We start from the raw sequence: 24,862 nt of genomic DNA on the forward strand, positions 1-24,862 counted from the left end.
AATAAATTGTTATCACTTTTTCTTAAGTTATGTGGTTTTATATACAAATAGACCACATGTCCATTTGCTTCAATGGAACTTGAAGCGAATGAAGTTTTATATTTTAAAAGGGCAAAGTTAAACCATGAATTTCCAGATTTCACGGATATACCTTCACTCATTAGAATCTTTATCACATGAAGTATGAATTGGGTAGTTTTGTACGCTTCTTTGCCCAATATTTCCAAAACTTATTTAATGAGAAGAGCTTTTGTGGTAAATTTTACGATAAAATATGTGTATGTTATTGTGATGCTGTTTTGAAAAGAAGTTTTTTACTTTAGCTTGGATGAAAGAGTTGACGTTAAATCATCAAAATTTATGAGGGGTCCTACAGGTCCGACAGCAGTTAGTGTTGGAGTGGAATTTGTAAAAAGACGATGTGCTAAGTCAGTTAATCTTTTAGGAGTGATGAGATTGAGGCGTTCAATTGTTTCCGATATTGGAATTGGTCGACCATAAAGGAGTATTTGGCGAGCAATGAGATGTGCTTGACTAGAGGGATTTTCCTGTGACATTGTCAGATTCGCACGATATTGCGTTTGTGCTCGTTGCAGTTCATTGGCGTGAATGTTTTTACTGACCTTGGAAAGTTCATCAAGAATCACGGGAATAAGTTCTTTGAGCCCTTCTTGTCCGGTAGCTGCGTGAACACCAAAAAGCCCAGTATCTGAAAATCCCCAATGAAAAGCATAAATAGAATAGCATAATCCACGTTTCTCTCTTACCTCTTGAAAAAGACGTGAAGACATACCACCACCAAGAATGATTGAAAGAATTTGGGCCGCATAAAAATCACGCGCGTGATAAGCACGCCCTTCAAACCCTAGAACAACTTGTGTATCCATTAAATCGCGATATTCACGAAAGTCGCCACCGACATAATTTGCAAGATTAGTAAGAGGTGCGGTTGAATGGGAGCGAAAAGTACCAAGACGACTTTCAACTTCTCGCAAGAAACTTTCGTGTTTTACAGCTCCTGCAGCAACGACAATCATACGATCTGCACTATATTGTTTATTGATGAAATCATGGAGATCAGTAGATGTAAATGATTGAATAGTTTTAGCTGTTCCTAAAATAGAGCGTCCAAGGGATTGATGACGAAAGGCTGTTTCTGTAAAGTGATCAAAAACAATATCATCAGGAGTGTCATGAGCGGCACCAATTTCCTGAAATATTACTTGTTTTTCTCGTTCTAGTTCATTGTCGTCAAATTTTGAATGCATTAAAATATCGGCTAAAATGTCTATAGCAAGTGGGATATCGCTTTTAAGTACACGTGCAAAGTAAGCTGTTGTTTCAATACTGGTTGTGGCATTGATTTCACCGCCAACATCTTCAATATCGGTTGCAATTTGAAAAGCAGTGCGGTTTTCGGTTCCTTTAAAAGCCATATGCTCAAGAAGATGAGCTATACCATGCTGTGTGGAGGTTTCATTGCGTGAGCCCACTTTAACCCATATTCCGAGGGCAACACTATCAATTTGTTGCATTGTATGTGTGGCGATAGTCAAGCCATTACTAAGGCGACATATATCTACATCCATGTATTTACAACTCCATTAAATAAGCTAAATACCTCATTGTAAGGGTATTAGAATATTCTTGATTTAAATTAATGCAGCTAACTTTAATAAGATGCACGCGATTTTAAAGAAATATAATCTTTTACTATTTTTTCATCATTAGCAAGACTTATAAAGTGTTCTTCGCGTTTCATTACATCATTGAGATGAGATGGCCATGGGGCATGAAGGCCACAAGCACTTTTAATAGTATCAGGAAATTTAGCTGGATGAGCCGTGGCAAGGACGATCATTGGAATATGCGGTTTTTTGTTTTTACGCGCTACTTGAAGAGCGACGGCTGTATGTGGATCAACAAGATAGCCACTTTCCTTATAGACACTATCAATTGTTTGAGCTGTTGCAGCCATGTTGCTTTTCCCAGCGGAAAATAGGGAACGAATATTTTTGAGTTGCTTTTCATCAAGAGTAAAACGTCCTGATTGTTTCAAGTTGTCCATTGCATTGCGAATCCACATTGGATCACGATTGCCACTTTCAAAGAGCAAACGTTCAAAATTAGAAGAGACCTGAATATCCATAGAAGGTGATGTTGTATGAACTATTGGTTGTGTTTCGTAAATACCACTGGTCAATGTACGTGCAAGGATGTCATTATCATTCGTTGCGATGACCAGTTGAGCAATGGGTAATCCCATACGGGCTGCAACATAACCTGCAAAAATATCACCAAAATTTCCAGTAGGAACAGTAAATGAAACAGCTCTATCAGGAGCTCCTAAGGAAAGCGCAGATGAAAAATAGTAAACAATTTGCGCCATGATACGTGCCCAATTTATAGAATTAACACCTGAAAGCGCTCTTTTTTTACGAAAATTGTGGTCATTAAACATTGCTTTGACAAGAGCTTGACAATTATCAAAATTTCCTTCAATGGCAATGGCATGAACATTTGAACATTGATTGGTTGTCATTTGCCGTTGTTGAACAGGTGATACACGTCCTTTGGGAAATAAAATAAAAATATCTGAGTGTTCTTTTCCAGCAAAAGCTTGTATCGCAGCCCCTCCTGTATCACCTGATGTTGCAGCAATAATCGTTGCAGATCTATTTTTTTTAGTCAAAACATAATCCATCAGCCGAGAAAGAAACTGCATTGCAACATCTTTAAAAGCTAAAGTAGGACCATGAAAGAGTTCAAGGATAAATTCATCTGCTCCAGTTTGTCGTAACGGACAGATTGCTGGATGGTGAAAGGTTGCATAAGATTCAGCGATCATACTTTCAAAAGCTGTATATTCGATTTCGTTATTCACAAAGGGCCACAAAATAGTTTTAGCAATTGTTGTATAGGATTGGCCACGAAGTGCCCGTAACGCATCAAATGAGAGCTGAGGAAATTTATCTGGCAGATAAAGTCCTCCATCACTTGCCAATCCTGTCATGATCGTTTCCGTAAAGCTTAAAGCAGGAGCTTCACCTCTCGTGCTGATATATTCCATAAGTCTTGTCCTTTTTTATTTCTGGAAAATTGGTGAAGTTATTTATTTCACGTTTTTCATAATATTTAAATTATTAAATGGATAGTTTTTTTACTCAATAATGAAAGGCAATAGTCTAAAGCATTTTTATTTTTGAGATATAAACGTCAAAAGTTCACAGAAAATCTGTTAAAGTCGAAATTTTTTTCTCTATTATTCATTCACTTAAATTTTGCAATATATCTTCATTTGTGCACCTTCTTAAATAATAAAATCAAATAGATAGAATGGTATTTATTGAAGAATTTTTTTTGTAAAACTCAATCATTCATATTTATTTTATGCTCTTATACTTTGTAACAATTAAATCTGCTAAAATGAATGTTGAAATGATATAAATCAAAATTCATACTGAAAGATTTATAAGGTAATTTTATGGCATTTCGTGCGCAAATTTATACTTTGAATAATTTTTGTTTAGCTTAATTTATTATTTTGTATACTAATAGATATTATATTTGTTCTATACAGTATGGTAACCTAAATTTTATCCATAGAAAACATACGACAGCCTGCTACATGATGTGAAGCAGGCTGTAAAGTATTCTCATTTTAAATAGAAAAAAATAACTAAGTATCTTTGAATTATTTGCCTTTAAGTTTTCCTATTGCCCATCCGATTGTCCCGCTAAATATGGACATAAAAAATCCAGTCAAGAATCCAAAACCCAAAGCTCCTACTGTAGAAAAAACTCCTAGCGTAATTGGTTCAAATACTTTCTCAAATTTTCCTTCAATGGCAGTTTCACTTTTTGCTCCATGAGTGAAACTTGGGACATAAAGAGAAGCTATATCGATAGCTTTTTTCTTTCCCTGTTCTATTAGAGAGACAGTTTCCCATTGAATATCATTTTTCAAATGATTGGCATGAACATTTATAACTTGTGAAAGCAAAAAAACAACTGCTATAAAAATATTTAATATGTAAGTTTTCAATACTTTAATCATAATTTATCACCAATACTTTTACTTTTATTTTAATTTGAATTGAATTGAATAGATGCATCGGCAGAATTAGTGCACATTGAGAGAAACAGAAGCATTTAAAGCTTTTTCATTCTTAATGTGATAATTCATTAGTTTTTTGTCATCAACTATGGATAAATACAAAATATATCCATAGTTTATATTTCGTATGAGAAGGTTTTATTCTGATAAAATTTCAATTTTAACGAGATTTAAAATACGATATTATTTTACCTATTATCCATGCTAAAAACATGCCTATCGTACTTGATGCATATCCAAGTGCCATCCCAACACCAAAGGTTCCGAGTGTAAGAGGTTCAACGACCTTTTCAAATTTTCCTTCAAGAGTAGTTTCATTATCCACTCCACGATTTAGAATGGGGCTATAGAGAGAAACGGTATGGACTACATCCTGTCTTTTCTGCTCTATTGCAGAAACAAAAATATTCTCACGATGAGTATTATTTTGCAAATAGTTTGCATGCACATTTACAATCTGTGAAAGAAAAAAGGCAGACATAATGAAAATACTTAACATATGATTTTTTAACAATTTAATCATAATTTACCTCAAATATTTTATAATATTCAATATATATATATGCGTAAATTTATACTTTGGATATTTGGATATAATCTACAACATTTATCTCTTGTATCAAGAGAAGCTTCATTATGTAATTATTTACAACAAATAATAGATTCACAATGAAGCTATTATTCTAGAGTTCTAGACGAGGCTGGATTATTTGAACATTAACACTATGTCCTTTATCCAACTTATTATCGATCCTATAAAGCTCATTGCATATCCAGCAAACAATAGTCCCACTCCTATAGTCATAGGCTCAACGACCTTTTCAATTTTCCCTTGACCTGTTGTTCCATTTTCTGTTTGATAATTTACAGATGGAACATAGAAAGAAGTCGTAGAAACTACATCAGATTTTGCATACTTTACTTGTTCCATTGGGAAAACAGAAAGTTCCTCTTTTGGAGTATCGTTTTTCAAATAGTTTGCATTAACATTTACAGTTTGTGAAATAAAAAAAGTGCTCGCTATAAAAATGCTTAAGATATAATTTTTAAATATTTTGACCATAACTTTACCTCAAATATTTTTAATTTATAGATGTAAGAAAATATACATAATGTTTATATATCTCACACTATATACAATTTTTATATTTCAATATGTATTTTTAGTCAATAATAAAAATACATATAAAAATATAAATATAATTTTTTATAAACATTATTGTAAAAAAGTAACAATAATAATTACAAAAATATTTTTTAAAATTTTATGAATTGTTTTGTTATGTGTTATATATAAATAACATGTGGTCATCGTATAATTTTTATAAAATGATATTAATATTATTTTTTAAATACATTTATAGATACTAAAAAATATACAATTATCTCATAGTATAAAGTAGAGCTCGAATTGGATAGAGATAAATGATATTATCTTTGTCTCACCAATGTGAACAGCATATTACTGTGATGTAAAGCAGTGTATAGAAGAATATCAATTCAGACACATTTATGAGTGCTGAAAGATCGGCATTAGATAATATTTTTAACATTTTCTTCTTTCCAAACTGAAAATCCGCTTTTATTTTTAGAAGGGGTGTCTTTCCTAAAGTTGGATTACTTTTGAAAAGATCTGATTTCATTGCTTATTTAAAAAGTCTATGTAAGTGCTTTCGGAAAAATTTGAGCAACTACTGGTATCTCTTTACGTTGTTTAAGGTTATTATATGTTTCATATTTATGTGCTTTTTTAAGAAATCCGTCTCAAGGTACTCAAGCCTATTTTACAATTATAGATATGATGATAAAGCCCCATGATATAAAATTCTTAGGGCATCAGAATCTTTGACGTTTATAAAGAAGAAAGATGGCATCGCCATACACTTTGCTCGCTCCTAATGTTGCTACAACCTTTGCCTCTTGAGATGATTTATTAAGAGGCATTTTTCTTTCTTTATTTAATTCAGCATATCCAGATTTGAAATGAGAGAATCTTACAATATTCGGTTTTTTCATTTAATTTGAACAATGATAAATTATGATTATAAATCAATGTTTTTGCCTGTAAATTACTTGCTATGAAATGTTTTTTATAAAATGCACATCTTCATAAGAATGTATTCTTTTTATCTTTTGTAATCTTAGGGAGGTTGTACCAATTGATGCTGTTTAAATACTGTTTAAGCAGTAAAGTAAATAAGCCTTCAACAAGTTTACGAGATTTGGATTGAGTAAATATAAGCCATTCTAACTCAACAAGGACACTTTTATTGTTTTCAATAAACTCTTGTGTTCCATAGATTCTGGGAATTTTAATATTTTTTCCATAATCAATACGCACATACCCTACAATTTTACTATAGTGTGTGATTTTTTTGATCAGATGAAAAAGGCTAGCAATTTTCATATCTTATCGAGCAAGGCATCGTAATATTCCTTTTTTGACAAATATAATAATTTATCCGGATGGGCTGCTGAGGTTGGGAGTGGATATCGGAGTTGAGATAGATAAGCAGGGTTTGATTGTTATGAGCTTGCACCGCTGTTTTTTGCTTTTTTAAAGCACGTGCAATGGTTAACTGACTTATGATTGCTCAACGAGGTGCTATATTTTTTCCTTCACATTGAGATACAATTCACCCGTGTTGTGAATTACGCATTTATTGAAGTTATTATAAAAGGAGCAGCGAGAAGAGAAGGACATTTGAATAAAAATGCTTCTTACAAGAGTTTACAAACTGATATATTCAAGAGATTTTTTATAATAGATCTCGCCATACTGCCATTGCTTCTAAGACTTCTCCTAAATGAGCATGTTTTGCGATAACTGTTTCTGCGCCAGCTTCTGCAAGTGCATTAGAGTGACCAAGATAGCTATGGGATCCTCCCGTAAAGCCGATGACACGCATGCCTGCTGCTATGGCTGCGTGTACACCATGAAGTGAATCTTCTATAACGATAGTGTTTTGGGGCTCTGCCTGTAATTGTTGTGCGGCAAAAAGGAAAATATCAGGGGCCGGTTTCGTTCTTTTTGTTCCAACTTCAGGTGCTGAAAATATTTTACCTTCAAAAAGGTCATAGAGATCAACCGTGGTGAGCATCTCTTTTATATCTACGCTTTTTGCATTAGAGCAGATACAGTAGGGATAGCGTGTTTGAATAATTTCTACTGCTTCTCTTACATCATCAATAGCCCGTAATTTAGTTTTTATTTGTGTACGAAAAATATTAGTCATTTGATCTATGAGATGAGCAGAAATAGGTTTTTCTGTTTCCTGTTCAACGTGTTTAAGAATATCGCGAAAGATAAGCCCTGCAAAACGCTCACTTAATTCTTCGGGTGATATTTCATATCCTGTTTGTTTGAGCAATTGTGATCCAATTTTTGCTGCAAGATATTCAGAGTCAACGAGAACTCCGTCACAATCAAAAATAATAAGATCTATCTGAGGCATAAGATATTCCTTTACATGTTATGAGATGGACAACTTTCATGAAAACGATATTGAGAGGATCTTATTTCATAAAAATCTGCTTTGAAAATGATTCTTAATTCTTTTACGAAATAAAAGATATGGGAACAGTACATTGAAAAAAAGAAAAATAAGGTTTCATTCATATGAAAGTTTTTTTACTTAAAAAAACAAAAACAATTATCAATTTTGTATAATTTTAACGATACGTTTACGCTATTTTGTAAATATGGATTGGTAATGCGGGCCTATAAACTATTTTGGTTGATTATAGGGCAAATTCAGTTAATTTTGTTGGGTTTTTCATGACAGTTATTCAGCTTCAAAAAGATTTTCTTCGTACCCCCTCACAGATGCCATGGCGCAATAAAATTTTTAAAGGAGATTGTGTTTCTGTTCTAGAAAAACTTCCAAAACATTCCATTGATATGATTTTTGCGGATCCACCCTATAATTTGCAATTGGACGGAGCTTTATACCGTCCAGATCATTCGCTTGTTGATGCGGTTGATGATGCATGGGATCAGTTTGAGAGTTTTGCTGCTTATGATGCTTTTACCCGTGCATGGTTGCTTGCTTGTCGTCGTGTATTAAAGCCCAACGGAACACTTTGGGTTATCGGATCTTACCATAATATTTTTCGAGTTGGGACGGCATTACAAGATTTAGGTTTTTGGATGCTTAATGATATTATTTGGCGCAAAAATAATCCGATGCCTAATTTTCGAGGACGCCGTTTTCAAAATGCTCATGAGACGCTTATTTGGGCCGTACGAGATCAAAAAGATAAAAAGTACACATTTAATTATGATGCCTTAAAAGCGGCAAATGAAGATCTACAAATGCGTTCAGATTGGCTTTTCCCTCTCTGCACTGGAGCTGAACGTTTAAAGGATGATTCAGGGCGTAAATTACATCCAACACAAAAACCGCAAGCGTTATTAGCGCGTATTATTATGGCTTCTAGTAAACCTGGTGATGTTATTCTTGATCCGTTTTTTGGTTCGGGAACAACAGGTGCTGTTGCCAAGCTTTTAGGGCGTGATTTTGTTGGGATTGAACGCGAGCAAGATTACATTGATGCAGCATGTGAGAGAATTGCATCGGTTAAACCTTTAGCGCAACCAGAACTAGCGATTTTGGATAGAAAAAAAGCAGAACCGCGCGTAGCATTCAACAGTTTGCTTGAAGCAGGTTTACTCTATCCCGGAGAAGTTCTTTATGATCGCAAGAAGCAAGTATCTGCTATTGTAAGAGCTGATGGTACGATTATGCATGGTGGTGAAGCGGGTTCAATTCACGCAATGGGAAGAAAGGCTCAAGATTCGCAGAGTTGTAATGGTTGGACTTTTTGGTATTATGAGGAAAATGGACGCTTGAAGTCCATAGATCATTTAAGAATGATCATACGTTCACAAATGTTAAAAACGGGTGTTTTATGAACTAAGCTGATTGCTTCATTCTATTGATCACCAATGTACCTGATCTTGATTGAGATGGAGGTGGAGCCGTTTTATGCCTTTCTTAGATGTTTTTTATTGACACACTAATCTCGCTTGTAAGCGGCAAGCGAGTATTTTTATGCTTCTTGTAGAAGAAATTAAAATGAGAAACTTTCACTCTATGTTCTAATTTGAGTTCCAAAACAGTAAAATTTCAATATAATTTTATGAAAATGAAAGACTAGAATTAAAAGGCTCATTCAGAAGTTCAAAATTAAGTGCTTTTTTGAGATAATACGTACATCTGTAAAGTGTGTATGATGTAATTTATTTATAAAGATAATTTAGCGTTACTCACATTGAGTTTCCCCGAATATCGTCAAATTTTCTTATTTCAAACATGTTCCATATTGAATCAATGAAATTTACTTGCTTACATGTCATCAGCGGAGTTGGCGTGTGAATAAAAATTGTTAAAGAAAAAATTAAAAGTACCTTTTATGAACCGTTTCAAGTGCCAAGGGCTGTTTTAGGGGACTGGTAAATATAATGATGGTACGGATTTGCTCCTTCATAAGCGAAAAAAGGATAGATCCTGAAATTTAAATCTAAGCTTTTCTATCCCTCCTTAATTCTTATCTGTAGGAAAAATTGGTTATTTCATTTTTTTAAATTTTTCTTTTACAGATTAAGAAATGGTTGCTAGAGATACAAAAGTCTCTGTTAGAAAACATTTTTACGAATAGGGAAGGTTATTTAAATCTGAAAGAATTGGGAAGTGCTACAGAAATGGCTTTTTTCATAACAGTAGGTAGTGCTTCTTCGGCAAGATGTTGAATGTTACACCACCAACCATTTTCACAATTCATTTCATGAACATCCTCAGTATAGTAAACATCGAGTTTTAGAGAAAAGTGAGTAAAAACATGCGTAATTTGTCCTTTGAATTGCCAATTGGCAGTAAAGGGTGCGTTTTGGAGCCCATTTTCGTTGTTTAAGCCAATATTGTTAGGAATTTGGGTCATTCCACCAAGGAGCTTTTGCGTCTGTCGTTTTTCCAAATAAATTTGTCTCTTTTTATTAAGGACCACAAAAGCAATACCTGTTTTTAAAGGGCGTTCTTTTTTAGGGGCTTTGACTGGAAAAGATTCCGGTTGTTGCGTCTTTGCTGCTTTACATAAACATTGAAGAGGGCAGATATAACAAGATGGTTTGCGTGGAGTACAAATTGTTGCTCCTAAATCCATCATTGCTTGAGCAAAGTCACCAGGACGATTTAAAGCAGTAATTTTTTGTGTTTTTTCTTTAATTTCAACTTTTGCTTTTTGTAATATTGAAGTGATAGCAAAAAGGCGCGCTACCACACGTTCGACATTACCATCAACCACTGCTACAGGGTGGTTAAAAGCAATCGCAGCAATGGCTGCGGCAGTATAATCTCCAATACCGGCTAGAGTTCGCAATTCTTTTACAGATTGTGGAAATTGTCCTGCGTAGTTTTCAACAAGTTGTTGCGCACATTTTTTAAGATTACGTGCGCGTGAATAATAACCAAGTCCAGCCCATGCTTTCATGATGTCATCTTGTGAGGCTTTTGCTAAAGAGGAAAGATCAGGCCATAGTTTCAGAAACTTTTTAAAATAAGGCTTAACTGTTTCAACGGTTGTTTGTTGAAGCATGATTTCAGAAAGCCAAACTTGATAAGGATCAGGACGGATACCTTGTTTTTGCTTTTCGGGGGTAATCCGCCATGGGAGATGTCTGTGATTTTGATCGTACCAAGCAAGGAGGTGCGAAGAAATTTCATACATGATTGTTTTCAAGCATAGGAAGATATAAAATGCAAAAGAAAAAATTATTTATTTTGTTGATATTTCATAAATTGAGGAGGCAATAATTTTTAGATGAAACAAATGATTTTAATTTAGTAAGCGATTGAACAATGATCTAAAAATGAGAAAACAACTTAAAAAACATATCTTTTATTCTCTTTCTGAGACGGTATACAAAATACTTGATCCAGTTTTACGCAAACGGACAGGGCTTAATGTAGCGCTTATAGAACATTGGCCACAAATTGCGGGCTATGATATCAGTGAACATACAATGCCGCTTAAAATTATTTGGAAACGTCGTGCAGATCAAGATGATGTTTTTCAGCCAGCAACACTTGTTGTCGCATGTGAAGGATTTGCTGCGTTAAAATTGATGCATGAAACAGAGGAGTTACTTCATAGAATTAACGGATTTTTTGGCTATATTGCTATTGATCGCATCAAGATTGAGCAAAGGAGTATGTCGGTTTTTATGAATCACTTGCCTCTAAAATCATCTTTGAGTGAACAAGACAAAAAATGCGTGGGAGAAATGCTTGAAGGAATTGAAGATAAAAGCTTGCGCCAATCACTTTATAAACTTGGCTGTTGCATTTTCTTGGAAAAAAATAATAAATAGAAAGATATTTTATATATTTTTCTTTAATATATGAGAAAGCATTGGATTCTTATTCGTTAATAACAACAGAAAAGTATTATTTATGGTAAAATATCGTTCTTTTTTATCTTTCGGGATAATTTTTCTCTTCATAACGATTGTACAAAACAGTGTAACAGTTGCTTTAGCGCGTGATCCAAAACCAGTGGCAACTGTTGATATGGAAGAGCTTCTCCAATCGGATAAAGTAAAGGATCGCTTTGAGGGAGAGGCGGATGCACCGGTCATCATTGTTGAGTATGCTTCGTTGACATGTGCCCATTGTGCGCATTTTTATAATGATATACTTCCTCAAATTCGTAAAAAATATATCAAAACAGGAAAAGTAAAACTGATTTTCCGCGATTATGCTTTTGATCCTCGGGCAACAGCAGGTTTTATGTTGGCACGGTGTGCACCAGAAGATCGCTATTTTCCTTTGATAGAAGTTTTATTTCAAAAACAAAATGAATGGGCTTTCGGAAAAGATGCTCTAACACCATTGAAAAAAATTGGCTTAATGGCTGGTTTTACAGATGAAAGTTTTACTGCATGTTTGAAAAATCAAGCCATTTTAGATGAAGTGAATGCATCCTTTGAGCGTGGTAAAGAGCTTGGTGTTACAGCAACGCCTACTTTCTTTATTAATGGTAGTAAATATGAAGGTGCCATGAAAGTAGAAGACTTTTTTTCGGTGATTGATAGTTTTCTTAAAAAATGAATCTTAATCTTCCAGAAGATGGATAGTGATACTTTTTGTCATTATCGCTTTTGGAAGGATTAATAGTATGCATTTATGAAGCAATATTTTTTGTTAAGCCGATTTTGAATCAAATCATTGCTTTTAAGTGAGCCTAGGTTGAATGATGTTTTGATGCTGATATGGGAGGATTTGTACAGTGAAAAAATGGGTTTATAGTTTTGGAGATGGAAAGGCAGAAGGAAGTGCAAGTGAGCGTAACCTTCTCGGAGGTAAAGGGGCTAATTTGGCAGAAATGAGTAATCTTGGTTTACCCGTACCACCCGGATTTACGCTGACAACAGAAGTTTGTAATTTTTATTATGCCCATGACAAATCATATCCAGAAGAGCTACAGGAATCTGTTAAGAAAGCACTAAAACGCGTTGGTGAACAAACAGGACGTGAATTTGGAAGTGAGCAAAAGCCACTTTTGCTTTCTGTTCGTTCAGGAGCTAGGGCTTCTATGCCAGGGATGATGGATACAGTGCTTAACCTTGGCATGAATGATGAGACTGTAAAAGCCATTGCTTTACAAGCTAATAATGAACGTTTTGCTTATGATAGTTATCGGCGTTTTATCCAAATGTATTCTAACGTTGTTTTGGGGTTAGATCATTCGTATTTTGAAGAAATTCTTGATGAAGCAAAAGTACGCAATGGTTACACTATTGATACAGAAATGACAGCAGATGATTGGAAGAACATTATTACTTCTTATAAAGCATATGTTGAAGAAAAATTAGGAAAACCTTTTCCACAAAATCCTGAACAGCAGTTATGGGGAGCAATTGGAGCCGTTTTTTCAAGTTGGATGACAGCACGTGCAGTTACCTATCGCCGTTTACATAATATTCCTGAAAGTTGGGGAACGGCAGTTAATGTGCAAGCTATGGTTTTTGGCAACATGGGTGAAGATTCGGCAACAGGTGTTGCTTTTACACGCAATCCATCAACAGGGAAAAAAGAGCTTTATGGTGAATTTTTAGTTAATGCGCAAGGGGAAGATGTTGTGGCGGGCATTCGAACGCCTCAAAATATTACAGAAAATGCGCGTATTGTTGCTGGCTCAAATAGGCCGTCATTAGAAAAAATTATGCCTGAGGCTTTTTTGAAATTATGTCAGATAGCGCAGAAGCTTGAGCAGCATTATCGGGATATGCAAGATCTCGAATTTACCATTGAAAAAGGTAAATTATGGATGCTTCAGACTCGTTCAGGAAAACGCACGGCTCGTGCGGCTCTCAAGATAGCAATTGAAATGGTTGAGGAGGGGTTAATAAACCGTGAAGAGGCTGTGATGCGTATTGATGCAAAGTCGCTTGACCAACTTTTGCATCCAACACTTGATCCCAAAGCAGAACGTTTTGTTATAGGACGTGGTTTACCTGCTTCTCCTGGAGCAGCAACTGGTGAAATTGTTTTTACTTCAGAAGAGGCAGAAACTGTGTCGGCAGAAGGTCGCAAAGTTATTTTGGTCCGTATAGAAACAAGCCCAGAAGATATTCATGGTATGCATGCTGCGGAAGGAATTTTAACAACGCGTGGCGGTATGACAAGTCACGCTGCTGTTGTTGCGCGGGGGATGGGAAAACCATGTATTTCTGGTGCTGGCAGTGTGCGGATTGATTATAACACAAATACGCTGTTTGCTTCAGGAGAAAGCTTTAAAAAAGGTGATGTTATCACAATTGATGGTGGAAGTGGAGAAATTTTCAAAGGGAAAGTTGCAATGTTGCAGCCTCAGCTTTGCGGAGACTTTGCAAAATTAATGGAATGGGCTGATGGGATGCGACGTATAAGAGTTCGCGCTAATGCTGATACACCATCTGATGCCCGTATGGGGCGCTCTTTTGGGGCTGAGGGTATAGGTCTTTGCCGTACGGAGCATATGTTTTTTTCTGATGAACGTATCGTGGCCATGCGTGAAATGATTTTAAGCCATGATGAAAATGGTCGTCGTAAAGCACTAGATAAGCTTTTGCCAATGCAGCGTTCAGATTTTATTGAATTATTTGAAATTATGTGTGGTTTACCTGTTACTATCCGCTTGCTAGATCCACCATTACATGAATTTTTACCTAAAACGAAAGCAGAAATTCTTGATGTTGCAACAGCTATGGGTGTTTCTGCTGAAGTTCTTGCTGAACGCGCTCAGCAGTTGCACGAATTTAATCCTATGCTTGGATTACGTGGATGCCGTTTAGCTATTACTTATCCTGAAATTGCAGAAATGCAAGCGCGGGCGATTTTTGAAGCAGCAGCAGAAGCTGCCCAAAAATCTGGATCTCCTGTTATGCTTGAAATTATGGTGCCACTTGTTGCGCTTAAATCTGAACTCGATTTTGTAAAAGCGCGTATTGATCAGGTTGCTGAGGAAGTGATGAAAGAAAAGGGAAGCACTATTCAATATATGGTTGGGACGATGATTGAGCTTCCAAGGGCGGCGCTTCGAGCAGATGAAATTGCTGAAACTGCTGAATTTTTTTCATTTGGAACAAACGATTTGACACAAACTACTTTTGGGATTTCCCGTGATGATGCTGCTCCTTTTTTGGCAACCTATTTTCAAAAAGGTCTTTTAGAGCAAGATCCTTTCGTGTCTATTGACCGTGATGGAGTAGGAGAACTTATTACCATTGCTGCACAGCGTGGACGATCAAAGCGTGCAAAAATAAAATTGGGAATTTGCGGTGAACATGGAGGCGATCCTGCCTCTATTGCTTTATGTGAAGAAAATAACCTAGATTATGTTTCGTGTTCTCCTTTTCGAGTACCAATTGCTCGTTTAGCAGCAGCTCAAGCCGCAATAGCAAAAAAGGGTATAATGGGTTAATATTTTTTTGTTGTATAGTTATTACTAAAATAAATTTTTATATATTCTTTTATTTTCTTTAATAAAGGAAATAAAGTGCTTCTAAAATGCACGATAAGTTATGTTACACGAGAAAGTGTTTTTTTGAGAAGTTTATGAGAGAAAATATGAAGCAGGATAGACAAAGATGTATTATTAATACACTTTCTATTGACGAACCTCTTGATAGAGAGAAATGTGTTATTGTGCAGTCAATTTACACGTTTGCTTTTTTATAGGGGAATGAATTCCTCACGCAAAATAGAATGCTCCAAACAAATGCATTTTTTTGCACATCATGCTGTTTGAGATAGACATTTCTCAGTGGATGCCCCATTTCACATTGACATTCGTGGAATGGGGATTGTGTAAAATTTCCCGTAAGTTTATAAAAATCTTCCCAAAGTATATAAACTCTACTATGCACTACCATCTTTACATTTATGAAGGAATATCAAAGTTATACAATATGTTGATTTATAATGATAATTTATCATTTCAACTTCTTTTATAATGAATCAATCAAAACCATGTTTTTTGCATGTTACAGGCGGAATTAGCGTCTGTGAATAAAAATAAAGCAAGGATATGCTTCTTATGAATCATCTCAAGTGTCAAGAGCTGTCACAAATTGAAGGTAGGTATAGTGTTGTAATGGTGCCCGGCTTGCTTCGTCACAAGCATAAAGATGATAGCGCACAAGTGGGGTTGCTATTATTATTCACGGGCCGTTGTTGCGAAATGGGCTTGGGTGCTTTAGAAATGTTTTTTTAAGAAAGCCCGTGAATGGCAATCCACATATATTCCGTTTAGGACATTTTGTTTTACGTGAGGAGGCGTGGGCCCAAAAAGATACGAGCTAAAAAAAGCATGAGGCAATAGGTAATCTCCATTATTTTAAAGACATTGCTTTAGATGTCTTTGAAAGTCGTAAAGCTGAATTAAAAGGAAATGGCAAAGATGAAAATTGGTTTCTACCCTTAAAATTTCATATTCTTCCCAAATTAGACTGTCTCTCTGTTTCAGAGAGTATACAAACAGAGATACGTAATGCCCTTGCCTCCTATTTGGCATACAAAAGCTATAGCAGTTGAGAAAGTACTAAACTGTCTTAACATTTGCTTCAAACATGCTGCTGCGTTAGGTTTAGATGTTAATTTATAGGCGACACCAAAAGCACACGTTCTCTTAGAAAACAACGTCATAAAACACAAAACTTTCCAGCAATAGATTGGAGAGAATTGCCGATTTTTTATCAGACACTTTGCGAAACAACAACCATAATACAACTAGCTTTACGTCTACTTATCCTTACAGATGTTTGCACAAATTCTTTGCATCATATTTATAAAGATCAAATTGACGATAAGATATGGACAATTAGTGGCTCGATAATATGAAAGGTTTACGTGATACTACAAAAATTTCGTGTCCTTTTATCATCAGAAGCAATAAAAATTCTAGAACGACCGCGTTTGCTATTTTGCAATATTTCTTTTTTCTGCAATCGGTTGTGGTTTTCTTACAGCAAGTTGTATGGCTCAATATGTAATGTGTAAGAAAACCATTCTGATCGATTGAATATAAGAGGGCTTGAGATGAAGGAATGTTTGAGGGCATTAAACAAGCGAAAGATGAATTATCATTATAAATTAAGAGATTATTTTTATAGTATAGATGATTAGCTTCAATTTAATAAACCAATTTCACGCATTTTCATTAAAATTGTGTGATTAATTTTACCTGTTACAGGAAGATCAAACATTTTTTGAAATTGTTTTAAGGCTTCTATCGTCTTTTGATCTTCTATTCCTGTGACAATAACCTCTTCATTCCCAAAAATATGTAAAGCTTTTTGCACTTGTATAATATCTTCGACAGAAGGCTCTGAAATAGCTTCTTTTAAGTGCGTCATATTTTTTGTTTCTATTTCGCTCTGCTTAATTAATATCGCAATTTCATCTGTTGCGGGATTAGATAGAACATTCTTTTGCATTCTCTGAGCAGCTTGTTGTTTCCATAAAGTGATGGCACGGCGTGTTTTAGGTCCTTCCAGTCCATCTAAAGGTCCATCATAAAGTCCTAATTTTGCTAGTTCTTTTTGCTTTTCCAGCATGCTTGCTGATTGAGGAGGTAAAGGTGAATTTGTATGGTGATGACTTGGAGAATGTAGAGAAGTTACACGAGAGAGTTCTTGTGATTTTGCTTCTTTTTCCAATAAAGTAGAGCTCTTTCCTATACTTTGAACGGAGGAAAATTTCATTTGAGTTAAAATATTTTGATGCGTTGTCATTTGCGAAAATAAAGCATTAAATGAAATAAATAAAAAACTAATGCTAAAAAGAAGAGATCCAACAAAAAATAAAGTATTTTTTCGTGTATAGAAATAAAGAGTTTTTGCTATCCAAAAAATAAAATGAAAAATTATAAGAAGAAGTGTTATAACAATACTACTAGAGTATTTACGGTGTTTTACAGTTTTTTTTCGGGTCGTCTTTCGTTTTTTTGTCATCATTTTTATTTTCAGTTGCGTTTATGTTTCACAAAGAAACGAATGCAAATTAGTTCTTACTTTTCGCTAGAGAGAAATGCATTTACATTATTGTTTTTTCCTTTCAAACTCCTAGAATAAGCAGCTTCATTCTATCAATGTATAAGTTGATCAATCAACAAGAGCTCTTATCAATTTTCATTAATTTCAGATTTTACAAATCTTTCAATATGTATAAAGAGAACATCGAATGATTAACGTTCAAGAGCATTTTAGTGTTTGCAAACTGCATTATCACATATAATCATCTCAATAATAATATCACGTTATTCTTCATTTTTGGCGCAGGTGTTTGCCTATCATTTAAAAACAAGTTAGAGACTATTTTTCTATAACGTTAAAAAGATAAGAGTCATTATATTCTTTACAATTTACATATATAGGGTTACTTTTCTGTAAACGGTTTGGTGAGAATACTGGTCTCTTAAGGTTATTATATTTTAGTGGAGCTACTTTTGTATCAATTAAATTGATGTTTACAATGTTATAGAAAAACTTGTCTTGAGATATTGAGATGGAGTTATAAGAGATGAAGGTATTGTTTGATCTTTTGATCGACATATTGATCATGTTGGTGATGTTCTAGTAAAAGTTTTATAGATAATATAAATATTTTATCACTACTAGAGTCAGAATAACAGAGTCTGACTCTTTTTAGCCTTTTCAACTAAGCTAAGATGATGAACTATTATTTAAAATAAGTATGTACACAATATGGAAAAGAAATTGGACTCTGTGTTTAATCCTTATCTCATTGCTACACTTTCTTGTGGAATAAAAGGTTATAAATGTGGGGGGTACATTTCTTAACTCTTATGCACGATCATGGTTATATCTCTCACTTTTTATCATGGTATGTTCATTAATATGATCAGCCTGTAAGTGTATAATTGGGATGTTAAATTTTTACTGAATAGACAATGTATCCCATTTTATACAGCGGCATTGTGCCATATTTATAAAAAAGCCAATGATATAGATCCAATAAATGAATACTCAATTTTATAAAAAACAAATTTTATAAATTGTTTATAAAGAAACAGTGTATAAAATGCTTCTTTTATTGTATTTACCACTGCGGTACATTGATTGCCCATGATACGTTTTTTAATCAAATTATCATTTTTTTTATTTTTTATTTTTGTCATTATTTCATTTTTTGTAGCAGATCCAAACAGTAACCATTCTTCTAGCCCCAAAAATAATGAGACAACAACGAGCGATGTGATTATTGCTTTTAAGAAAGCTTTAAATGACTTAGGAGCATTTTGTGACCGTAATATAGAAACCTGCAAAGTAGGAAAATCATTTTTAAGTTCACTTGGTGAACGCGCATATTACGGTGCGAGAGCTGCTTATGAATATTTAGGCAACATATTAGGGAACAACAATAATATCAGAGATTTCCCCTAATGTTTCTTGCAAAATCGCAATACAAGAGTTCTTATAAAGCCATACAATGTTATCTTGAAATAAGGATTTTTAACGTTCTTTGTGTTATTTATGTTAGGAAGAATAAATATTTATTTTTTATAAGTGTATTTAAGAATGATTATTCAAACGAAACAGGACTAAAATAATGGCGGAAACAATCGGTAATATCATAGAGAACTTTTCGCTTTTGGATAATTGGGAAGATCGTTATCGTTATGTCATTGAGCTTGGTCATGAATTGCCACCTTTTCCGGAAAGCGCTAGAAACGATGCTCACAAAGTTCCTGGTTGTGTTAGCCAAGTGTGGCTTTTATCTTCACGTAATAACTCAGAAGATCCAATATTGACGTTTCAAGGTGATTCCGATGCTCATATTGTGCGTGGACTTATTTACATACTTCTTGCTTTTTATTCAGGCAAAAAAGCTTCTGAAATTCGCAATTCTGATGCTCAAGAGCTCTTTGAAAAACTTGGTTTAAATGAAAATCTTACACCACAACGATCAAATGGTCTGAAATCAATGATTAAACGGATTCGTAACGAAAGCTATATATAATCCCCTTGGTAGAAATTATTATATATACAAAAGCTTCACACAAAACATGTATACTAAAATCAAATTTATACACAAAACCATTATTTTCGCAAAATAAGATTATTTAGTTTTTTTCCGTTTACTTTTGCGTCCAAGACCCATTTCTTTGGCCAAAGCTGATCGTGTTTTTGCATAATTAGGCGCCACCATAGGATAAGAACTATCTAACTGCCATTTTTCACGATATTCCTCTGGCAACATTCCATAATGTGTCATGAGATGACGCTTTAGAGATTTAAATTTCTTTCCATCTTCAAGGCAAATGAGATAATCAGGAAATACTGAACGCTTTGGATTAACGGCAGGCCTTTGTTTTTCAACTTCGACTTCTGTTAACTCTAGATTTCCTGCTTTACGAAAAGCAGCATGGACATCAGCAATTAAACTTGGCACTTCAGTCGGTCGAATAGAATTATTACTCACGTAGGCAGCAACAATATCAGCAACCAATGTAATAACTAAATTGCTTTCAGTCTCTAAGACTGCACGATGTTCCATTCTTGTTTCCTTTAATTTAAAATTGAGTAATTCAAAATCGAGATATAGTGCATATACTCATGATATAAAGATCTCATGCACAAGAGTTTCATATTGTACAAAAATCTTTTTTGTCAATTCAATTATTCTATAAAATTGCCAAAACACAAAAAAATCAAATAAATACCTCTTTTTTGTCATAATATAAAATAAGAAAAACGAAATTATTACATGCTAAAATATATTTTTACCCTATAACATATCATACATAATATACAATACATTACAAATATAAAAAAATATAGGATAAAATTTATTTATTTTTTTTGATAATGTAAAAATAAAATTACTAATTATAAAAATATAATATATAAATTAGTATTTTTTATTTTGAATATTTATAATTGAGTAATTTTATTTTTAATAAACTTTAAATTTATTTTTATTATTTATACTTATTAAATTTAATAATAAATAACAATCTATATTATAAATAAGACACAGTGGAATTACTTATAATATAAAACTATTCATTAAAACGACATATAATATTTTTATGTTTTATACACAAACGAAAACACTTTAAATATACTTATTGCTTTCTATAAAGTTATAAGATTATACTGTTTCAAAAAAAATCAATTCTTTTTCTCATAGTTTAATTGTCTTACCAGTCACTTTCGTTATAAAAATGGTATTATATCCCTAGAAAACAATAGCTGTGATATGTAATGGACAGAAAGATATTAGTTTTAAAAATTATCATGGCGCTATTTTTACAAGTGAATAGAACTTATAGATTTTTACACTTGCATCAATAATTGTGATTCTAACATATAAACGAAGCTGTTAACATATTTTAATATAGGATTGTGTATGACCCGCACTTTTGCAATTCCTCCCAAAGCATCTAGAATCACTCATAAGGAAATATATCATGGTATTTTTCGTGATGATCCCTATCATTGGTTACGTGCGTCTAACTGGCAAGATGTTTTTAAAGATCCTAACTGTCTTGATCCAAATATTCGACATTATCTTGAAAAAGAAAATGCTTATCAATCAGCTCAAATGGCTGATACAAAACCATTACGAGATTTGCTTTTTACCGAAATGAAAAACAGGATCCACGAGAATGATAGTTCTGTTCCTATAAAACATGGTCCTTTTGCTTACGGATTCTCTTATGTTACCGGAGGCCAACAACCACATTATTTTCGGACACCAAGGAATGGCGGAGAAAAAAACGTGTACCTTAATGGTGATGTCTTGGCAGAAGGCAAAGAATATTTCAAATTTGGTTCAGTTCAAGAATCTCCTGACCATATACATGTGGTATGGACCTATGATGACAAAGGATCAGAATTCTATACAGCTAAAATTCGTAATTTTGAGACATTGTCTGACTGTATGGACACAATTACTGATACATCTGGTCAAATTGTATGGGATGCTAAATCTGAAGGTTTTTTCTATACTAAAATGGATAAAAATCACCGACCTTCAGAGCTCTATTATCACCGATTAAACACTGATCAATCACAAGATAAGCTTATTTTTCGCGAAGACAATCCAAGTTTTTTCTTAGATGTAAGCGGCTCTAAGCTTAACGATATTATTTATATTAATATTCATGATCATGAAACATCAGAGATCTGGTTGATTCCTGCTGAGGCGCCTTTTACTAATCCCCAATGTGTACGGAAACGACAAAAAGGTATTGAATATTCACTTACAGCAGGTGGTGATGTCTTCTATATTCTGACCAATCTAGATAATGCAAAAGATTTCAAAATTATGGTAGCGCCATATACATCCCCACAATCAGAAAATTGGTCTGAGTTTGTCCCACATCAGCTTGGGTGCCTAATCTTATCCCATGATGCTTATCAAGATTTTCTTGTCTGGATCGAACGGTTTGAGGGGCTTCCACGTATAAAGGTAATGGAACGTACCACTAAACAAGTTAATTCCATTGCTTTTACTGAAGAGGCTTATTCTTTAGGTCTACAAGGGGTTGCAGAATATAACAGTCCAACTATTCGTTTTTCCTATTCGTCTATGACAACACCTGATCAAGTGTTTGATTATGAGATGAAAAGTCGTAAACGAATGCTTTTAAAAACGCAAATAATTCCCTCTGGGCATAATAAAGATGCATATGTAACACGACGTATTACAGCAATAGCAGACGATGGTGAGAAGATTCCTATTTCACTTTTTTATCACAAAAACACTCCTCTTGATGGTGGTGCGCCTTGTCTGCTTTACGGTTATGGTGCTTATGGGATCTCTATTCCTGCCAGTTTCAATAGTAATATACTTTCTCTAGTAAACAGAGGTTTTATTTACGCGATTGCTCATATTCGCGGAGGAAAAGAAAAGGGAGTAGAATGGTATGAGAAAGGAAAACATCTCTTTAAGCACAATACATTTACAGATTTTATTGCTTGTGGGCGTTACCTCGTAAACAATAAATTCACTTCTCACGACCGGCTTATTGCTCATGGTGGTTCAGCAGGGGGCATGTTGATGGGAGCCATTGCCAATATAGCTCCACAGGATTTTGCTGGAATCGTAGCGAATGTGCCTTTTGTTGATGTCTTAGCGACAATGTTAGATGCTTCATTGCCACTCACACCTCCAGAATGGGCCGAATGGGGGAATCCTCTTGAATCAGAAGAAGATTATAAGCTTATTGCTTCCTATTCGCCCTACGATAATGTCAAAGCTCAAAACTATCCCCCTATACTTGTGATGGCAGGATTAACAGATCCTCGTGTAACTTACTGGGAGCCTGCAAAATGGGTGGCAAAATTACGAGACTTAAAAACAGACGATAATGCAATTTTATTACGTATTAATATGGATTCAGGGCACGCTGGTGCAGCTGGACGTTTTTCAAAGCTAGAAGAAATTGCCTATATCTATGCATATATTCTAAAGATAACAGGGAAAGACTGTTGCTAATCCATAATATCTTTGTTTGAAAGTCCCTCATAATTTATTGGTTTATAGGGACTTTCATACACTAAAAAATTATCTAGATAGCTTAAAGTTCACATTCTTCATAAAGTTTCAAAACATAGTCCCAATTAATTAAATGGTCTACAAAGGATTCGAGGTACTTCGGTCGAGTATTGCGGTAATCAATGTAATAGGAATGTTCCCACACATCGACACCTAAAATAGGCCGAGCATTGTGAATTAAGGGATTTTCGCCATTAGGCGTTTTCATAATTTCAAGCTTGCCATCTTTAACAGCAACCCACGCCCATCCAGAACCAAATTGGGCACTAGCAGCAGCAATAAAATCAGCGCGGAATTTGTCGTAACCACCTAGATCAGCGTCAATAGCTTTTGCTAACTTTTCAGGAAGTTTTTGGCCACCACCATCTTTTTTCATCCAAAGCCAAAAGTGGTTATGATTGTAATACTGTGCTGCATTATTAAACAAACCAATATTTTTTCCAAAACTTTTTTTAACAATATCTTCAAGGCTTTCATTTTCTAAGCCTAACTCTTTCACAAAATTATTGGTGTTGTTAAGATAAGCGAGGTGATGCTTATCATGATGATATTCAAGCGTTTCGCGTGACATATAAGGTGAAAGGGCATCGTAATCATAAGGCAACGGGGGCAATTCAAAAGCCATTTAAAAATCTCCTCGATTCTAATTGTTAAGCTTACTTCATAAGCCTAATTTGCCATTTACCGAATTTAAAAGCAAATGTTGAATACCTATTTGTATGAAATTAGTTTTAATGTCTCTCTTTTTGTAAAAGAAGCTTTTAGGAAATGCATGCTCATTAATCAAAAGGTCCTCGGTCTATATAAAGATTGCTTCTGAAGATTTTTTACATCTATGAATGGGTAATAAATATCATTATCTTTTGAATAAAAAGTAAATGGAAATAGCTATTATTCCTTGTTTTTGTATCTATATTTTTTCAAATACCATATAAAATGTTTTTAATTTTTGCAAAACTCTTCTAACCTATAGGTGTATCATAGTGTTTTCAACAGAATATTAAGTGTTATTTTTTAGGAGATATTTTTCAATGTGCTTGATTTCATTTTATGGCGCTACCCATGAATAATATAATGTAAAAGCCAGTGGACATTACCATCTTTACGCTTAATAAAAGAGCACAGCAGCACTATCACATACTTTACCGGTCCCCAATGGTGACAGCTTTTATCTTAATGAAGCAAGATGAGATTTGAATATATCAAGAAAAGCAAATCATATGCTAATTTATTAGATACATGAGTAAACTACAAGATTTTCATTTTCTGTTCCTAGGACATCAATACAAAGAGCAAAATAATTGGTGGATAAATGGTTTCTATTTGTGTTAAAAGCACAACCGTATATCAGTTTCTGCTACGAATTTGTATTGATGCAATGCCATACAAGACTCAGGCACTTTATGATAAAAAAGTAAGGTCTTTGATTTTCAGATATTGCGTCCAATCACAGGAATCGCTATAAGGTGCAAGAGTTGCTATAAAGCATGTTTTTTTGGGGTATAGCCAAGCGGTAAGGCACCGGTTTTTGGTACCGGCATTCCCTGGTTCGAATCCAGGTACCCCAGCCAATTCTAGTAAAATTAGTTAATCAAATTTCGGCTTGAGAGTGGATCAATCCCCTTAACCGTCTGTTGCTATTCATAGCAAGTCTGGTAAGCTGAAAAATACCCATTTG

Annotated in this window: 19 protein-coding genes and 1 tRNA gene; 8 read left to right on the plus strand and 12 right to left on the minus strand. The window is 34.3% G+C overall.

All coding sequences use genetic code 11. From position 1 onward, the window contains the following. Nucleotides 1-314: 314 nt before the first annotated feature. The 8 genes from ACFIKJ_RS06535 to ACFIKJ_RS06570 all read right to left on the minus strand — a co-directional run bounded on the left by ACFIKJ_RS06535 (nt 315) and on the right by ACFIKJ_RS06570 (nt 7,572). Nucleotides 315-1,589, minus strand: coding sequence for a pitrilysin family protein (locus ACFIKJ_RS06535; protein ID WP_012754834.1), 1,275 nt, complete (start codon nt 1,587-1,589; stop codon nt 315-317). A gap of 83 nt (nt 1,590-1,672) precedes the next feature. Next, nucleotides 1,673-3,070, minus strand: a complete 1,398-nt coding sequence (thrC, locus tag ACFIKJ_RS06540; RefSeq protein WP_375625715.1) for a threonine synthase — start codon at nt 3,068-3,070, stop codon at nt 1,673-1,675. A gap of 624 nt (nt 3,071-3,694) precedes the next feature. Further along, complete coding sequence (locus ACFIKJ_RS06545) at nt 3,695-4,057, minus strand: hypothetical protein (RefSeq protein WP_375625717.1); 363 nt, start codon at nt 4,055-4,057, stop codon at nt 3,695-3,697. 220 nt (nt 4,058-4,277) lie between these two features. Further along, nucleotides 4,278-4,640, minus strand: a complete 363-nt coding sequence (locus ACFIKJ_RS06550; protein ID WP_375625113.1) for a hypothetical protein — start codon at nt 4,638-4,640, stop codon at nt 4,278-4,280. Nucleotides 4,641-4,823: 183 nt separating this feature from the next. Further along, on the minus strand, nt 4,824-5,180 hold the full coding sequence (locus tag ACFIKJ_RS06555) for a hypothetical protein (RefSeq protein WP_375648096.1): 357 nt from the start codon (nt 5,178-5,180) through the stop codon (nt 4,824-4,826). A 773-nt stretch (nt 5,181-5,953) separates the two neighbouring features. Beyond that, nucleotides 5,954-6,133, minus strand: a complete 180-nt coding sequence (locus tag ACFIKJ_RS06560; protein ID WP_375648094.1) for a hypothetical protein — start codon at nt 6,131-6,133, stop codon at nt 5,954-5,956. Nucleotides 6,134-6,224: 91 nt separating this feature from the next. Continuing rightward, entirely contained in the window at nt 6,225-6,524 is a 300-nt protein-coding gene (locus tag ACFIKJ_RS06565) for a hypothetical protein (RefSeq protein ID WP_375670362.1), read from the minus strand. 352 nt (nt 6,525-6,876) lie between these two features. Further along, nucleotides 6,877-7,572, minus strand: coding sequence for an HAD family hydrolase (locus ACFIKJ_RS06570; protein WP_375625723.1), 696 nt, complete (start codon nt 7,570-7,572; stop codon nt 6,877-6,879). A 371-nt stretch (nt 7,573-7,943) separates the two neighbouring features. Between ACFIKJ_RS06570 and ACFIKJ_RS06575 the strand changes: the two genes are divergently transcribed. Further along, entirely contained in the window at nt 7,944-9,032 is a 1,089-nt protein-coding gene (locus ACFIKJ_RS06575) for a site-specific DNA-methyltransferase (protein WP_375625970.1), read from the plus strand. A 752-nt stretch (nt 9,033-9,784) separates the two neighbouring features. Here ACFIKJ_RS06575 and mutY read toward each other — a convergent pair. Next, nucleotides 9,785-10,843 carry an A/G-specific adenine glycosylase gene (gene mutY, locus ACFIKJ_RS06580; RefSeq protein WP_375653216.1) on the minus strand — a complete coding sequence of 353 codons (1,059 nt, stop codon included), beginning with the start codon at nt 10,841-10,843 and terminating at the stop codon, nt 9,785-9,787. A gap of 142 nt (nt 10,844-10,985) precedes the next feature. Here mutY and ACFIKJ_RS06585 point away from each other — a divergent pair, with 142 nt between their 5' ends. The 3 genes from ACFIKJ_RS06585 (at nt 10,986) to ppdK (ending at nt 15,079) form a co-directional block, all read left to right on the plus strand. Beyond that, nucleotides 10,986-11,486, plus strand: coding sequence for a DUF721 domain-containing protein (locus ACFIKJ_RS06585; RefSeq protein WP_375625109.1), 501 nt, complete (start codon nt 10,986-10,988; stop codon nt 11,484-11,486). Between the two features lie 82 nt (nt 11,487-11,568). Next, nucleotides 11,569-12,225 (plus strand): DsbA family protein, encoded by a 657-nt coding sequence (locus ACFIKJ_RS06590; RefSeq protein WP_375625108.1) that lies wholly within the window; start codon nt 11,569-11,571, stop codon nt 12,223-12,225. 178 nt (nt 12,226-12,403) lie between these two features. After that, nucleotides 12,404-15,079: a pyruvate, phosphate dikinase gene (gene ppdK, locus ACFIKJ_RS06595; RefSeq protein WP_375648092.1), complete on the plus strand. Its 2,676-nt coding sequence runs from the start codon at nt 12,404-12,406 to the stop codon at nt 15,077-15,079. 1,705 nt (nt 15,080-16,784) lie between these two features. Here the strand turns inward: ppdK and ACFIKJ_RS06600 are convergent. Then, a complete protein-coding gene (locus tag ACFIKJ_RS06600; RefSeq protein WP_375625190.1) occupies nt 16,785-17,609 on the minus strand; it encodes a peptidoglycan-binding protein in 825 nt (274 codons plus the stop codon). Nucleotides 17,610-18,743: 1,134 nt separating this feature from the next. Between ACFIKJ_RS06600 and ACFIKJ_RS06605 the strand changes: the two genes are divergently transcribed. Both ACFIKJ_RS06605 and ACFIKJ_RS06610 read left to right on the plus strand, forming a co-directional pair. Then, on the plus strand, nt 18,744-19,061 hold the full coding sequence (locus ACFIKJ_RS06605) for a DUF5330 domain-containing protein (protein WP_375625729.1): 318 nt from the start codon (nt 18,744-18,746) through the stop codon (nt 19,059-19,061). Nucleotides 19,062-19,227: 166 nt separating this feature from the next. Next, nucleotides 19,228-19,638 carry a SufE family protein gene (locus tag ACFIKJ_RS06610; RefSeq protein WP_273724544.1) on the plus strand — a complete coding sequence of 137 codons (411 nt, stop codon included), beginning with the start codon at nt 19,228-19,230 and terminating at the stop codon, nt 19,636-19,638. Between the two features lie 99 nt (nt 19,639-19,737). Here the strand turns inward: ACFIKJ_RS06610 and ACFIKJ_RS06615 are convergent, their stop codons facing one another. Continuing rightward, entirely contained in the window at nt 19,738-20,175 is a 438-nt protein-coding gene (locus ACFIKJ_RS06615) for a MucR family transcriptional regulator (RefSeq protein ID WP_012754848.1), read from the minus strand. 855 nt (nt 20,176-21,030) lie between these two features. On the opposite strand from ACFIKJ_RS06615, the gene ACFIKJ_RS06620 reads away from it, so the two are divergent. Continuing rightward, nucleotides 21,031-23,124, plus strand: coding sequence for a S9 family peptidase (locus ACFIKJ_RS06620; protein ID WP_375648835.1), 2,094 nt, complete (start codon nt 21,031-21,033; stop codon nt 23,122-23,124). 82 nt (nt 23,125-23,206) lie between these two features. Here ACFIKJ_RS06620 and ACFIKJ_RS06625 read toward each other — a convergent pair whose 3' ends face one another. Further along, entirely contained in the window at nt 23,207-23,809 is a 603-nt protein-coding gene (locus ACFIKJ_RS06625) for a superoxide dismutase (protein ID WP_375625105.1), read from the minus strand. Between the two features lie 871 nt (nt 23,810-24,680). On the opposite strand from ACFIKJ_RS06625, the gene ACFIKJ_RS06630 reads away from it, so the two are divergent. Then, a tRNA-Gln gene (locus ACFIKJ_RS06630) sits at nt 24,681-24,755 on the plus strand. Nucleotides 24,756-24,862: the final 107 nt, after the last annotated feature.

Source organism: Bartonella sp. PS7NMGDW, from assembly GCF_042193585.1.
GTDB classification, from domain to species: domain Bacteria; phylum Pseudomonadota; class Alphaproteobacteria; order Rhizobiales; family Rhizobiaceae; genus Bartonella; species Bartonella grahamii.